This window comes from Nocardioides sp. S5, from assembly GCF_017310035.1.
Taxonomy (GTDB): domain Bacteria; phylum Actinomycetota; class Actinomycetes; order Propionibacteriales; family Nocardioidaceae; genus Nocardioides.
Window position 1 is genome coordinate 1,569,999 of record NZ_CP022296.1, and the last position, 13,056, is coordinate 1,583,054.

Annotated in this window: 11 protein-coding genes; 3 read left to right on the forward strand and 8 right to left on the reverse strand. The window is 71.4% G+C overall.

Annotated elements, in window-relative coordinates; all coding sequences use genetic code 11:
* Both ccrA and mce read right to left on the reverse strand, forming a co-directional pair.
* Complete coding sequence (gene ccrA, locus CFI00_RS07850) at positions 1-1,341, reverse strand: crotonyl-CoA carboxylase/reductase (RefSeq protein ID WP_207084640.1); 1,341 nt, start codon at positions 1,339-1,341, stop codon at positions 1-3.
* 125 nt (positions 1,342-1,466) lie between these two features.
* Positions 1,467-1,913: a methylmalonyl-CoA epimerase gene (gene mce / locus CFI00_RS07855; protein WP_207084641.1), complete on the reverse strand. Its 447-nt coding sequence runs from the start codon at positions 1,911-1,913 to the stop codon at positions 1,467-1,469.
* Between the two features lie 154 nt (positions 1,914-2,067).
* On the opposite strand from mce, the gene CFI00_RS07860 reads away from it, so the two are divergent.
* Both CFI00_RS07860 and meaB read left to right on the forward strand, forming a co-directional pair.
* On the forward strand, positions 2,068-3,252 hold the full coding sequence (locus CFI00_RS07860) for an acetyl-CoA C-acetyltransferase (protein ID WP_207084642.1): 1,185 nt from the start codon (positions 2,068-2,070) through the stop codon (positions 3,250-3,252).
* A gap of 22 nt (positions 3,253-3,274) precedes the next feature.
* A complete protein-coding gene (gene meaB, locus CFI00_RS07865; protein ID WP_207084643.1) occupies positions 3,275-4,240 on the forward strand; it encodes a methylmalonyl Co-A mutase-associated GTPase MeaB in 966 nt (321 codons plus the stop codon).
* On the opposite strand, the gene CFI00_RS07870 is transcribed toward meaB, so the two are convergent.
* From CFI00_RS07870 to CFI00_RS07880, 3 genes are all read right to left on the reverse strand, one after another.
* Positions 4,217-4,711 (reverse strand): hypothetical protein, encoded by a 495-nt coding sequence (locus CFI00_RS07870; protein ID WP_207084644.1) that lies wholly within the window; start codon positions 4,709-4,711, stop codon positions 4,217-4,219. The two genes, meaB and CFI00_RS07870, sit on opposite strands and share 24 nt — an antisense overlap.
* A 190-nt stretch (positions 4,712-4,901) precedes the next feature.
* Entirely contained in the window at positions 4,902-5,636 is a 735-nt protein-coding gene (locus CFI00_RS07875; RefSeq protein WP_207084645.1) for an SDR family oxidoreductase, read from the reverse strand.
* Positions 5,637-5,737: 101 nt separating this feature from the next.
* Positions 5,738-6,325 carry a GtrA family protein gene (locus CFI00_RS07880; RefSeq protein WP_242532736.1) on the reverse strand — a complete coding sequence of 196 codons (588 nt, stop codon included), beginning with the start codon at positions 6,323-6,325 and terminating at the stop codon, positions 5,738-5,740.
* A gap of 58 nt (positions 6,326-6,383) precedes the next feature.
* On the opposite strand from CFI00_RS07880, the gene CFI00_RS07885 reads away from it, so the two are divergent.
* The gene (locus CFI00_RS07885) at positions 6,384-7,325 is read left to right on the forward strand and encodes a tetratricopeptide repeat protein (protein ID WP_207084646.1); all 942 of its coding nucleotides are present in this window, start codon (positions 6,384-6,386) and stop codon (positions 7,323-7,325) included.
* On the opposite strand, the gene ppdK is transcribed toward CFI00_RS07885, so the two are convergent.
* The 3 genes from ppdK to CFI00_RS07900 form a co-directional block, all read right to left on the reverse strand.
* Positions 7,311-10,004: a pyruvate, phosphate dikinase gene (ppdK, locus tag CFI00_RS07890; RefSeq protein WP_207084647.1), complete on the reverse strand. Its 2,694-nt coding sequence runs from the start codon at positions 10,002-10,004 to the stop codon at positions 7,311-7,313. The genes CFI00_RS07885 and ppdK overlap by 15 nt on opposite strands.
* A gap of 14 nt (positions 10,005-10,018) precedes the next feature.
* Entirely contained in the window at positions 10,019-11,041 is a 1,023-nt protein-coding gene (locus tag CFI00_RS07895; RefSeq protein WP_207084648.1) for an NUDIX hydrolase, read from the reverse strand.
* 61 nt (positions 11,042-11,102) lie between these two features.
* Positions 11,103-12,941, reverse strand: a complete 1,839-nt coding sequence (locus tag CFI00_RS07900) for a multicopper oxidase domain-containing protein (protein ID WP_207084649.1) — start codon at positions 12,939-12,941, stop codon at positions 11,103-11,105.
* Positions 12,942-13,056: the final 115 nt, after the last annotated feature.

Below are 13,056 nucleotides of genomic sequence, written 5' to 3' on the forward strand. Positions count from 1 at the left end.
TCAGACGCCGCGGAAGCGGTTGATCGCGCTCTCGTGCTGCGCACGCATCTCGTGGTCGAGGACGCCGAGGCCCTCCTCGGGCGAGAGGCACAGGACGCCGACCTTGCCCTGGTGGGAGTTGTGGTGCACGTCGAGCGAGGCCTGGCCGACCTCCTCGAGCGTGTAGGTCTTCGACAGCGTGGGGTGGATCTTGCCCTTGGCGATGAGGCGGTTGGCCTCCCACGACTCGCGGTAGTTGGCGAAGTGGCTGGAGATGATGCGCTTGAGGTTCATCCACAGGTAGCGGTTGTCGTACTCGTGCATGTAGCCCGAGGTCGACGCGCAGGTGGTGATGGTGCCGCCCTTGCGGGTGACGAAGACGGACGCGCCGAAGGTCTCACGACCGGGGTGCTCGAAGACGATGTCGATGTCCTCGCCGCCGGTGAGCTCGCGGATCCTCGCGCCGAAGCGCTTCCACTCCTTGGGGTCCTGCTGGGTGTTCTCGTCGTTCCAGAACTTGTAGCCCTCCTCGGAGCGGTTGATGATCAGCTCCGCGCCCATGCTGCGGGCGATGGCGGCCTTCTCCTCGTTGGAGACCACGCAGACCGGGGTGGCGCCGCCGTTGAGGGCGTACTGCGTGGCGAAGCCGCCGAGGCCGCCCGAGGCGCCCCAGATGAGGACGTTGTCGCCCTGCTTCATGTCGCCGCCGTTCTTGGAGACCAGCTGGCGGTACGCCGTGCAGTTCACCAGGCCGGGGGAGGCGGCCTCCTCCCACGTGAGGTGCTCGGGCTTGGGCATGAGCTGGTTGGCCTTGACCATCGCCACGTCGGCGAGGCCGCCGAAGTTGGTCTCGAAGCCCCAGATCCGCTGCTCGGTGTCGAGCATCGTGTCGTTGTGGCCGTCGGGGCCCTCGAGCTCGACCGAGAGGCAGTGCGCGACGACGCGGTCGCCCGGCTTCCACTTGGTGACGCCGGCGCCGACCTTGAGCACGACGCCGGAGAGGTCGGAGCCGACGACGTGGTAGGGCAGGTCGTGGCGCTTGGTCAGCTCGCTGTTGCGGCCGTAGCGCTCGAGGAAGCCGAAGGTGGAGACGGGCTCGAAGATCGAGGTCCACACGGTGTTGTAGTTGATGGCGCTGGCCATCACGGCCACGAACGCCTCGCCGGGGCCGAGCTCGGGCAGCGGCACCTCGTCGACGTGGATGGACTTGCGGGGGTCCTTGTCCTTCGAGGCCACCCCCTCGAACATGTCGACCTCGTCCTTCTTGACGAAGGCGGCGCGGTAGGACTCGGGCAGCTGCAGGGAGGCGAAGTCCTCCGAGGTGGCGTTGCCGGACTGGATGGCTTCGAGGATGTTGTGCACGGGTGTCTCCTGAAATCAGGGTGGGCGAGGCATCGGTGCCGTTGTCAGGTGCCGGTCAACGTACCGGCGAGTAACCTTGCGTGGTGGGAGGTGTGAGATTCCTCGCGCCGGGCTCGATCGCGGGGTCAGCGAGCGGGCTCGACGAGCTCCACGAGCACCCCGCCGGCGTCCTTGGGGTGGATGAAGTTCACCCGGCTGCCCGAGGTGCCGCGCCGCGGGGCGTCGTACAGCAGGCGCAGACCGCGCCCGCGGAGCACGTCGGCGACGTGCTCGACGTCCTCGACCCGGAACGCGAGCTGCTGGATGCCCTGTCCGTTGCGGTCGAGGAACTTGGCGATCGTCGACTCGGGAGTCAGCGGCGCCAGCAGCTGGATGCAGGAGCCGGAGTCGCCGACGCCGACCATCGCCTCGCGCACGCCCTGCTCCTCGTTGACCTCCTCGTGGAGCACGCGCATCCCGTAGGAGTCGCGGTAGAAGGCCATCGCCGCGTCGAGGTCGGGCACCGCGATGCCGACGTGGTCGATCGCGGTGAAGAGGTGCTGGAGGTCGTCTGGGAGGTCGGGCGCGCTCATGGGGGTCATCGTGCACTCCGGCGGCGTGGGGCGCGAGGGGGTGTGACGTGTGCCTCACCGCGGGCGGCTCCCACACCCTGCCGCACCGGCCGTCGTCATGGGTATCGTCGTTGGAGGTAGCACCCATCACCCCGCATGCCTGGAGGAGAAGCTCATGACCGGTTCCGTGATCGTTGCCGGGGCTCGCACCCCGATCGGCCGCCTGCTCGGCGGACTCAAGGACCAGTCGGCGGCCGACCTCGGCGGCGTGGCCATCAAGGGCGCGCTCGAGAGGGCCGGCGTCACCGGCGAGCAGGTCGACTACGTGATCATGGGCCAGGTCATCCAGGCCGGCGCCGGCCAGATCACCGCCCGCCAGGCGGCGGTCAAGGGCGGCATCCCGATGAGCGTCCCGTCCATCACCATCAACAAGGTCTGCCTCTCCGGCATCAACGCGATCGCGATGGCCGACCAGCTGATCCGTGCCGGTGAGCACGAGATCGTCGTCGCAGGTGGCATGGAGTCGATGACCCAGGCGCCCCACCTGCTGCCGAAGAGCCGCGAGGGCTTCAAGTACGGCGACACCGCGCTCGTCGACTCGATGGCCTACGACGCGCTCTACGACCAGTTCACCGACCAGGCGATGATCAGCCTCACCGACGGCTGCAACGCCGCCGGCGCCAACCTCACCCGCGAGGAGCAGGACGCCTTCGCCGCCCAGTCCCACCAGCGCGCGGCGCTGGCGTGGAAGAACGGCGTCTTCGACGACGAGGTCGTCCCGGTCACGATCTCCAGCCGCCGCGGCGACGTCACGGTCGCGGAGGACGAGGGCGTACGCGGTGACACCACCGTCGAGTCGCTCTCCGGCCTGCGCCCCGTCGCCAAGGGAGGCAGCATCACCGCGGGCTCCGCCTCGCAGATCTCCGACGGCGCCTGCGCGGTCGTGGTGATGAGCAAGGCCAAGGCCGAGGAGCTCGGCCTCACCTGGCTCGCCGAGATCGGCGCCTCCGGTCAGGTCGCCGGCCCCGACTCCTCGCTCCAGCTCCAGCCGGCCAACGCCATCGCCAAGGCGGCCGAGAAGGAGGGCATCGCCGTCTCCGACATCGACCTCTTCGAGCTCAACGAGGCCTTCGCCGCCGTCGGCATCGAGTCGGCGCGCCAGCTCGGCGTGGACCAGGACAAGGTCAACGTCAACGGCGGCGCCATCGCCCTCGGTCACCCGGTCGGGATGTCGGGTGCCCGGATCGTGCTCCACCTCGCGCTGGAGCTCCAGCGCCGTGGCGGCGGCACCGGTGCGGCGGCGCTCTGCGGCGGTGGCGGCCAGGGCGACGCGCTCATCATCCGCGTGCCTGCTCGGTGACCCGGGCCGCGAGGCGGCGGTCGTGACGCGGCGGGGCGCCCATGCGGTCCCCGACCTCGTCGCACGCGCGCGTGCGGGCGAGGCGGCGGCGGTCGCGCGCCTGATCACCCTCGTGGAGGACGCCTCACCGCACCTGCGTGAGGTCATGGCCGCCCTCAACCCGCACACCGGTCGCGCCCACGTGCTGGGCATCACCGGGGCACCGGGCGTCGGCAAGTCGACGTCGACCAACGCGCTGGTGGCGGGCATGCGCCGCGCCGGCAAGCGTGTCGGCGTGCTGGCGATCGACCCGTCGTCGCCCTTCTCCGGCGGTGCGCTGCTCGGCGACCGTGTGCGGATGGGCGACCACGCGCTCGACAAGGACGTCTACATCCGTTCGATGGGGGCCCGTGGCCACCTCGGCGGCCTCGCCTGGTCGACCCCGCAGGCGGTGCGGGTGCTCGACGCGGCCGGCTGCGACGTGGTCGTGGTCGAGACCGTCGGCGTCGGTCAGAGCGAGGTCGAGGTGGCCGGGCTCGCCGACACCACGCTCGTGCTGCTGGCGCCGGGGATGGGCGACGGGATCCAGGCCGCGAAGGCCGGCATCCTCGAGGTCGGTGACCTCTACGTCGTCAACAAGGCCGACCGCGAGGGCGCCGAGCGCACCCGTCGCGAGCTGCGCACGATGCTCTCCCTCGGCGAGCGGCACGAGGGCGCCTGGCGCCCGCCGGTGCTGATGACCGTGGCCAGCACAGGGGAAGGGATCGACGACCTGCTCGGGGAGCTCGAGCGCCACGTGACCTGGCTGGAGGAGTCCGGCGAGCTCACGCGGCGGCGTACGCTCCGGGCGCGGCGCGAGGTCGAGGCCATCGCGCTGGCCTCGCTGCGCGAGCGCTGGGGCGGGACCGACGGTGGCGACGACCTCGACGTGCTCGCCGCCCGGGTCGCGGCGGGGGAGACCGACCCCTACGCCGCGGCGGACCGTCTACTCGATCGCGGCGGCGACTGACAGCGCCTGGCGCAGGTCCTCGGCGGCACGGCGGGTCCAGGCCTCCAGGAGCGGCGGGCTGACACCCTCGGCGGTGACCGTGAGCAGGTGGTCGGCGTCCGTCCCCGGGACGGAGGCGATCACGGTGTGGCACCGGCCGGCGGTGAGCTCCACCGTCTCCACCTCGCCGACCGATCCGTCCGGGCGCGTGCGGGTGGCGAAGGCGGTGCCGGCCTGGCGGGAGACGCGCGGGACCTCGGGCTTCGGCAGGCCGTAGGCCGCCACCGGGGTCCCCCCGGCCGTGCAGAGCACGGCCGACGACGGGTCGTCCATCGCGCGGAGCACCTCGACGAGGGACAGCCACAGGGCCTCCACCTGGGCGTCGGTGCCAGCCTCACGGAAGCCGACCTGCTGGCGACGGTGCTGCGACGCGCGCCCCGCCCACGACGTACGGCGCCGGGTGGCGGGCGAGGAGATGAGTTCAGCAGTCACGTGAGCACGTCCTTCCGGATGACGGGAGAGCGACGGAGCCCGAGGCGGCCGCGAAACACTTGTGGATCTCTTGTTGCCGGTGAGTGCATGGACCGTAACCGCCCTGGCGCCGATTGCGGAGCATTTCGCTCGAATCGACGAGGACGCGTCGCCGCGCCCCGAACGCGAGCTCACGCCGGTCGGGTGGGACTCAGCTCATCGTCAACGTGTGCCCGGTGATCCGCGCCGCCGAGCTGCTGGCGAGGAACAGCACGGCGTCCGCGACCGCGCTGTCGGTCGCTGACCGGGGGTCACGCACGAGTGTGCCGCCTGCGACCCGGCTGCCGGCGGAGACGACCGGGCGGGGGGCGAACTGGCGGGGCAGGACCGGGCGGGGGGAGCGGGCGACGGAGTTGACCCGCACCCCGAGCCCGGCCCAGTTGTCCGCGGCGCGGGCCGTCGAGGCGACGAGCTCGGCGTGGGCCGTCTCGGGCGACTGCGAGAGCTCCAGCCAGGTGCGTACGGCGCCGGTGTTGACCACGCACCCACCGCCGAGCGCCGGGCTCTGGCCGAGCTTGAGCCGCAGCCGCGTGGTGAGGAAGGTGGGCCCCAGCAGGCCCGAGCGGGCCGCCTCGGCGATGAAGTCGTGCTCACCGGCCGGCAGGCCGTGGGGGAGGTTGCAGGTGGCTGCCAGCACGAGCACGTCGATGTGGTCGATGCTCGCCGCGAGGTGGTCGATGGAGTCCTGGCGGGCCAGGTTGACCGACTCGTAGTCGAACGCCGAGAGGTCGGAGTCGTAGAGCGAGCGCAGCATCATCGTGCCGGTCACCGTCACCGACGCGCCGCACGAGGCGAAGGACGACGCGATCGCGTGGCCCTCGCCGCGCGTGCCGCCCACGACCAGGACCTGGTAGCCGGCGAAGTCGTAGGACCCCGATGTCGTCATTGAGTGGCGTCCCTCCCGTCGAACTCCGGGGAGTTTCTACCACGCGGCACCGGTGCGGTGACAGGCGAGCCGGTGCACGTCTCGGCCACGCTCCGGAGCCGTCAGGCCCCTTCCTTCCCAGCCATCACTTCACCCTCACGGATGGGGTCGGCGAGGTCCAGCCGACCGCTCCGGACCGCCGCGAACGTCCAGAGCTTGTTGAACACGAACGACAGCGGCGTGACGAGCCCGATGACGATCAGCTGGGACCAGTAGAGCCGGTTGCGCAGCCCCGAGGAGTCGTCGAACACCTGGGTCGGCAGGCTCACGGGCGAGTGGGGATGCATCAGGAGGGTGAGGAGCGCCAGGCCCACCAGCTGGCCGCCGAAGCCGACCACCAGGAACGGCCAGTACTCCGACCACCAGCGCTGCGCCTTGCTGCTGCGGAAGGTCCAGGTGCGGTTGAGCTGGAAGTTCGACAGGTTCGCCACCAGGAAGGCGAGCGTGGAGTAGACGTGGTACCAGCGGATGTTGAAGCCGCTGGACCCGATGGCCACGACCGCGTCGTCGAAGTGCGGGCCCAGCCGGCGCAGCACCACGAGCGTCAGGAGGTTGACCAGCACGCCGGACGCACCGACCAGTCCGAAGCGCCCCAGCAGCCCGAAGTTGCGACCGTGGCGCGCCATCAGCGCGGCTCGCCGGGATCCCATGCGGCGAGGCTACCGACCCGTGCCCGCGCCCGTGGCGTCTCTCCCTAGGATTGTGTCCATGACGCAGCAGCCGTTCAGCCGCCCAGGTGCCATCGACCTCTCCGGGCTGGGCAAGCCCGCCCCGCAGCCAGCCGCTCCCGGCGGCGCCCCGACCGGTACGCCGACCGGCGCCGCGTCGTCGTACAGCGTGGTCGTGGACGAGCAGAACTTCCAGGGGATGCTCGAGCAGTCGATGACCGCCCCGGTGCTGCTGGCCTTCTACTCCCGCACCCGCATGCCCGAGAGCGGGCAGCTCGCCGACGACCTCGCGACCGTGGTGGGCGAGCACGAGGGCCGCTTCCTGCTCGGCCTCGTCGACATCGACGCGGCGCCGCAGATCGCCCAGGCGATGCAGATCCCCTCGATCCCGCTCGTGGTCGCCGTCGTCGACGGCCGCCCGATGCCGCTCCTGCAGGACCCGCTGCCGATCGAGGAGCTGCGCACCGCGCTGACCCAGGTCGCCCAGCAGCTCACCACCCAGGGCATCACGGGCCGACACCAGCCCCGCACCGGAGGTGCGCCCGCCGCCGAGGGCGAGGAGGAGGCCGTCGACCCCCGCTACGCCCCCGCCCAGGACGCGCTGGCTGCCGGTGACATCGACGCCGCGGTCGCGGAGTACCAGAAGCTCGTCGACGCCAACCCGGCCGACGTCGAGGCCGCGGGCGGACTGGCGATGGCCAAGGTCATGCAGCGCACGCAGGGTGTCGACCTGGCCCAGGCGCGCGCGGCGGCTGCCGAGGCGCCGGACGACGTGGACGCCCAGACGATGGTCGCCGACCTCGACATGCTCGGCGGGCACGTCGAGGACGCCTTCACCCGGCTGGTGAACCTGGTCGCCCGCACGAGCGACAAGGACCGCGAGCGGGCTCGCGACCACCTGCTCGGGCTGTTCGCCGCGGTCGGCAACGACGACCCGCGCGTGCTGGCGGGCCGTCGCAACCTGGCTTCAGCGCTCTTCTGAGTCCCGCTTGCCGAGCACCGATCGGCCGGCCTCGAGCCGGGCGACCGGCACCCGGAAGGGTGAGCACGAGACGTAGTTGAGCCCGACCCGGTCGAAGAAGTGGACCGACAGCGGGTCGCCTCCGTGCTCGCCGCAGACGCCGACCTTGAGGTCGGGACGTGTCTTGCGACCCTTCTTGGTCCCCATCTCGACCATGCCGCCGACGCCGAGCTGGTCGAGCGACTCGAACGGCGAGACGTCGAAGATGCCGTGCTCGAAGTAGCGGGAGAAGAACGCCGACTCCACGTCGTCGCGGGAGAAGCCCCAGGCCATCTGGGTCAGATCGTTGGTGCCGAAGGAGAAGAAGTCCGCGGACTTCGCGATCCGGTCGGCCAGGAAGGCCGCGCGCGGCAGCTCGATCATCGTGCCGATCGCGATGTTCAGCTTGATGCCCCGGTCCTCCTGCACCTCGGCGACGACCTGCTCGATGTCAGCGCGGACGATGTTCAGCTCACGCACGCTGGCCACCAGCGGCACCATGATCTCCGGCCGCGGTGCCCCGTGGACGGCCATCCGGTCCGCGGCGGCCTCAGCGATGGCGCGAGCCTGCATCCGGAAGAGCCCGGGGATCTGGATCCCGAGCCGGACGCCGCGCAGCCCGAGCATCGGGTTCTGCTCGTGCAGTCGTCGCACGTGGGTGAGCAGGATCGCGGCCCGCTCGTCGACCTCGCCGCGCTCCTCGGCCAGGGCGACCTCGACACTCAGGTCGGTGAGGTCGGGCAGGAACTCGTGCAGCGGCGGGTCGAGGAGCCGGATGGTGACGGGCAGGCCGTCCATCGCCTCGAGGATCTCTGTGAAGTCCTGGCGCTGCAACGGCAGGAGTGCGGCCAGAGCCTCCTCGACACCGGCCTCGTCCTCGGCCACGATCAGCTTCTCCACCAGCTCGCGCCGCTCGCCGAGGAACATGTGCTCGGTGCGGCACAGGCCGATGCCCTGGGCGCCGAAGCGACGGGCGCGGGCGGCGTCCTCGGGGGTGTCGGCGTTGGTGCGCACCCGCAGGCGGCGGGCGCCGTCGGCGTGCGCCATGATCCGCGCGACCGCGTGGGCGAGGTCGTCGTCGAGCTTCTCGCCCTCGAAGTGGCGTACGACGACGGAGTCGGCCACCGGGACGGCGCCGGCGAACACCTCGCCGGTGGTGCCGTCGATGGAGATCACGTCGCCCTCGCGGACGGTCTCGCCGTCTCGGACGCGGAACTCCTTGGCCCTGGTGTCGACGTCGAGGGACTCGGCGCCGCACACGCACGTGCGCCCCATGCCGCGCGCCACGACGGCGGCGTGCGAGGTCTTGCCGCCCCGGCTGGTGAGGATGCCGCGAGCGGCGACCATCCCGCGCAGGTCGTCGGGGTTGGTCTCCTTGCGCACCAGGATCACGTCCTCGCCGCGTGCCGCCCACTCCACGGCGGTGTCGGAGTCGAAGACGCACTTGCCGACTGCCGCGCCGGGGGAGGCGTTCATCCCCTTGGCGAGGAGGGTGCGCTCCGAGGTGGCGTCGAAGCGCGGGAACATCAGCTGGGCGAGCTGGTCGCCGGTCACCCGCAGGACAGCCTCGTCCATCTGGATCAGGCCCTCGTCGACCATGTGGACGGCGATGCGGAACGCCGCCTCGGGCGTGCGCTTGCCGACGCGGGTCTGGAGCATCCAGAGCTTGCCGCGCTCGACGGTGAACTCGATGTCGCACATGTCGCGGTAGTGCCGCTCCAGGCGCGTCATGATGTCGAGCAGGTCGCCGTGGGACTGCCGGTCGACCTCGGCCATGTCGGCCAGCGTCACCGTGTTGCGGATGCCGGCGACGACGTCCTCGCCCTGGGCGTTCTGCAGGTAGTCGCCGTAGACGCCCTGCTCGCCGCTGGCCGGGTCGCGGGTGAAGGCGACCCCGGAGCCGGAGTCCATGCCGAAGTTGCCGAAGACCATCGCCTGCACGTTGACCGCCGTGCCGAGGTCCTCGGGGATCCGCTCCTGGCGGCGGTAGAGCCGCGCGCGGTCGGTGTTCCAGGACTCGAAGACCGCCCTGACCGCGAGGTCCATCTGCTCCCGCGGGTCCTGGGGGAAGTCGCTGCCGGTCTCCTCCTTGATGATCGCCTTGAACCGCTCGACCAGTGCGCGCAGGTCGTCGGCGCCCAGGTCGAGGTCGGACTCGGTGCCGAGGGCGTGCTTGGCCTCGTCGAGGGCATCGGCGAAGAGCTCTCCGTCGACGTGCAGCACCGTCCCGCCGAACATCTGGAGCAGGCGGCGGTAGGAGTCGAGGGCGAAGCGCTCGTCGGAGCTGCGTGCGGCGAGGCCGCCGACCGACTCGTCGTTGAGGCCGACGTTGAGGACCGTCTCCATCATCCCGGGCATGGAGAACTTCGCACCCGAGCGCACCGACACGAGCAGCGGGTCGGTGGCGTCACCCAGACGCCTGCCCATCGCGGACTCGAGCCGCTCGAGGTGCTCGGTGACCTCCTCGGCGAGGCCGTCCGGCTCACCGCCCTCGCCCGACTCCTGGAGGGCCAGGTAGGCCCGACAGGTCTCGGTCGAGATCGTGAAGCCCGGTGGCACCGGGAGACCGAGGTTGGTCATCTCGGCGAGGTTGGCCCCCTTGCCGCCGAGAAGGTCCTTCTGGTCCTTGCTGCCCTCTGAGAATTCGTAGACCCAAGCCATGCAGGCATCCTGCCTCAGCGACCGGACTCCGTATACGGCCCCTGGCCACCGACCGCGGCCCGGACGCGTCGCGCGGTGAAGTCGGCGGCGAGCTCGTCGACCTCGTCGAGGGTGCAGAAGCGGACGTCGCGGATCTCTCGCTCCTGCATGACGACGTCGGCCAGGGCCGAGGGGGGCAGCGTGCCGCCGTCGAAGACGAGGCAGACGGCGTCGTCCCAGCCACCCCACGGCGGCAGCCAGTCCGTGAGCAGGAGGCCGCGCGGCTCGATCGTGAGTCCGAGCTCCTCCTCGACCTCGCGCTGCACGGCCACCTGCGGCGACTCGCCCACCTCCACGACACCGCCGGGCAGGTCCCAGTCGCGCTTGTAGGTCAGCTGGCACAGCAGCACGCGGTCGTCGGTGTCGCGCACCAGCATCTGCGAGATGGCGCGCTTGCGGGGGAGGAACGAGTTGAGGAGGGCCCGGAAGCTCTCCGGGTCGCTCAGCGGCGGATCGGTGGCCAGGCGCGCGAAGACGGCGTACGAGGTCGCGTCGGGGCGGTCGCCCATGCCCGGGCTGACGCGCTGCAGCCCCTCGAGGCGCAGGCCTGCGCGGGTCGCCACCCGCCTGCTGCGATCGTTGCGGGGGTCGATGCGGGCCTCGACCCGCTGCAGGCCCCACCCCCCCTGCTCGGGGTCGGCGAAGGCCCAGTCCACCAGGACCCGTACGGCCCGCGCAGCGTGGCCCCGGCCCCGGTGGCCGGCATACAGGGTCCAGCTCAGCCCGGCCCCCGCGCTGCCGTCCCGGGTCAGCTCCACGCTGCCGACCAGCCGGTCGTCGTGCTCGATGGCGAAGGACGCCTGCGCGCCGGCCCGGTAGCGCTCACGCCAGCGTGAGATCGCCGCCAGGTGCGACTGCTCGGTGACATCGGCGGGGTCCCACCCGAACCAGAGGGCCATCTCGTCGTCGTGACCGGCCACGGCCTCGGCGACGTCGTCGTCGCGCCACGGCCTCAGGGTGATGGTCCCGTCAGTGAGCGTGGGCTGTTCGGCAGGCACGGGGCCACCCTAGCCAGAGCCCGGTCGGGGCCGTGAGGTGCAGGTGGCGGCGCGCGCCGGGTCAGCGCACCACGTCGAAGCGGGCCATCATCCCGTGGTCCTCGTGGTCGAGCATGTGGCAGTGGATCATGAAGGGTCCGGTGTGGTCGGCGAACCGGGCCGCGACGTCGACGTACTCGCCGGGGTCCAGCCGCCAGGTGTCCTCCAGTCCGCGCTCCCACGCAGGCGGTCGTGCGCCGTTGCGCGAGACGGTGCGCCACTGCTGAGCATGGATGTGCACGTAGTGCGTCATGTCGCTGGTGTTGCGCAGCCGCCAGCGTTCGACGCTGCCCAGCCGGGTGCGGTGGTCGCTGCGGGCCGGGTCGAACGGCTTGCCGTTGATCGCCCAGAAGGTGCCGTGGCGCTCGTCGCCCCCGATGTCGAAGGTCCAGGTCTTGGAGACCTCGGCCGGAGCGGTGACCAGGTCGGGGGAGGGGAGCCGGGCCGGGAGACGCGACCGGTCGCGCGCGGGCTCGCCGACGCGGAACTGCATCACCGGTGCTGCCCGGGACCCGGTGCCGCGTTCGTCGGCGGCAGGGACTGACTGCAGGACGACGTCCTGACCGGACTCCCCGGAGAAGTCGACGATCACGTCGGCACGCTGGGCCGGCCCGAGGTTGACCTGCGTCCGGACGACCGGTGTCCGCAGGAAGCCGTTGCCCGTGCCGATCTGGACGAACGGGCGGCCGTCCGAGAGCGAGAGGTTGTAGGCCGAGAACGGCGCCGCGTTGAGGAGGCGCAACCGGTAGCGCGTCGCCGTCACCCAGTGGAACGGCGCGTAGCGACCGTTGACGAGCACGTGCGAGCCCACCGTGTGGTCGTCCGGGGGGCTGCCGGGGCCGGTGAACGCCATCGTGCCGTGGTGGCCCTGCATGGTCGGCCCCTGGGCGAAGGGGTCGGTCAGCTGGTTGCGCCGCGTGAAGGAGCGCTCGGAGATCATCAGCGGGAGGTCGCGGCGCCCCTTCGGGAGCCGGAGCCGACGCGAGGTGGCGTCCTCGACGATGAACATGCCCTGGAGTCCGCGCCAGTTGTTGCGCGTGGTCCGGTCCATGCGGTGGTCGTGGTAGAAGAAGAACGACGCCGGCTCCGGGTCACCACCGTAGGTCAACGGGTAGCGATAGGTCCGGGAGCGTCCTCGCCGGATGAGGTTGGTCGTCGGCTGGCCGTCCTCGCTGGCGGCGTGGTGGTCCCCGTGCAGGTGGGTCGTCAGCGCGCCCGCCTTCCTCGGGAGGCGGTGCACGAAGGTGACCCTGCTCTCGCGACCTGCGCGGCCCACGATGGTCGGGCCGGGATAGCTGCCGCCGTAGGTCCACATGGTCGTGCGGGGGCCGCGGGGCAGCATGCGCACCTTCGCCTGACGCATGACCAGGCGCACGTCGGCGCCGCGCACGACCCGCGGGACGACCAGCGGCTGCTCGAACGCCACCGGATCGGCTCCGACCTCGCCGCTCGAGTCCTCCACGACCAGGACACCACGCATGAAGGGATGGAAGCGGCAGTAGTAGTCGTAGCGACCGTTGGCCAGGGCTTCGACCCCGGTCACCGTCGCGGTGGTGCCGGCGGCGACCCGCACGTCGAACAGCGGCTCGCCCCGCACGTCCACTGCTGTGGACGTGACCGTGTGGTCGTAGGTGTCGAGGTTGACCACCGTCAGCGTGCCGCCGCCCCCGACCGTCACCGTCGCGGGCACGTACGTCGATCCGCGCGCCTCGATCACGAGCGTCGCCGAGCGCGGTGCAGCCGCCTGGGCGCCCGCCGGGGTGGAGAGCCCGGCGTCGCCGCCCGTGTCGAGTGCCGGCGCCAAGGCGGCCAGCACGAACGTCGTCACCAGCACTGCGATGGCGCGAGCTCTCCTCCTCATCGCAGGAATTATCCGCCGATCCGCGTCCCCCGCATCACGCCATTTGGTGATCTCGAACCACCCCAGAATTGCTGATGACTGCCCTGGTGGATGCGTCGCACCATGGGCGTCCCAT

Bases quoted from the DNA above. Each gene is read 5' to 3' on its own strand.
- ppdK (WP_207084647.1), bottom strand. From the start codon at position 10,004: ATGGCTTGGGTCTACGAATTCTCAGAGGGCAGCAAGGACCAGAAGGAC.
- CFI00_RS07875 (WP_207084645.1), bottom strand. From the start codon at position 5,636: ATGACGACATCGGGGTCCTACGACTTCGCCGGCTACCAGGTCCTGGTC.
- CFI00_RS07860 (WP_207084642.1), top strand. From the start codon at position 2,068: ATGACCGGTTCCGTGATCGTTGCCGGGGCTCGCACCCCGATCGGCCGC.
- mce (WP_207084641.1), bottom strand. From the start codon at position 1,913: ATGAGCGCGCCCGACCTCCCAGACGACCTCCAGCACCTCTTCACCGCG.
- CFI00_RS07885 (WP_207084646.1), top strand. From the start codon at position 6,384: ATGACGCAGCAGCCGTTCAGCCGCCCAGGTGCCATCGACCTCTCCGGG.
- CFI00_RS07900 (WP_207084649.1), bottom strand. From the start codon at position 12,941: ATGAGGAGGAGAGCTCGCGCCATCGCAGTGCTGGTGACGACGTTCGTG.
- CFI00_RS07880 (WP_242532736.1), bottom strand. From the start codon at position 6,325: ATGGGATCCCGGCGAGCCGCGCTGATGGCGCGCCACGGTCGCAACTTC.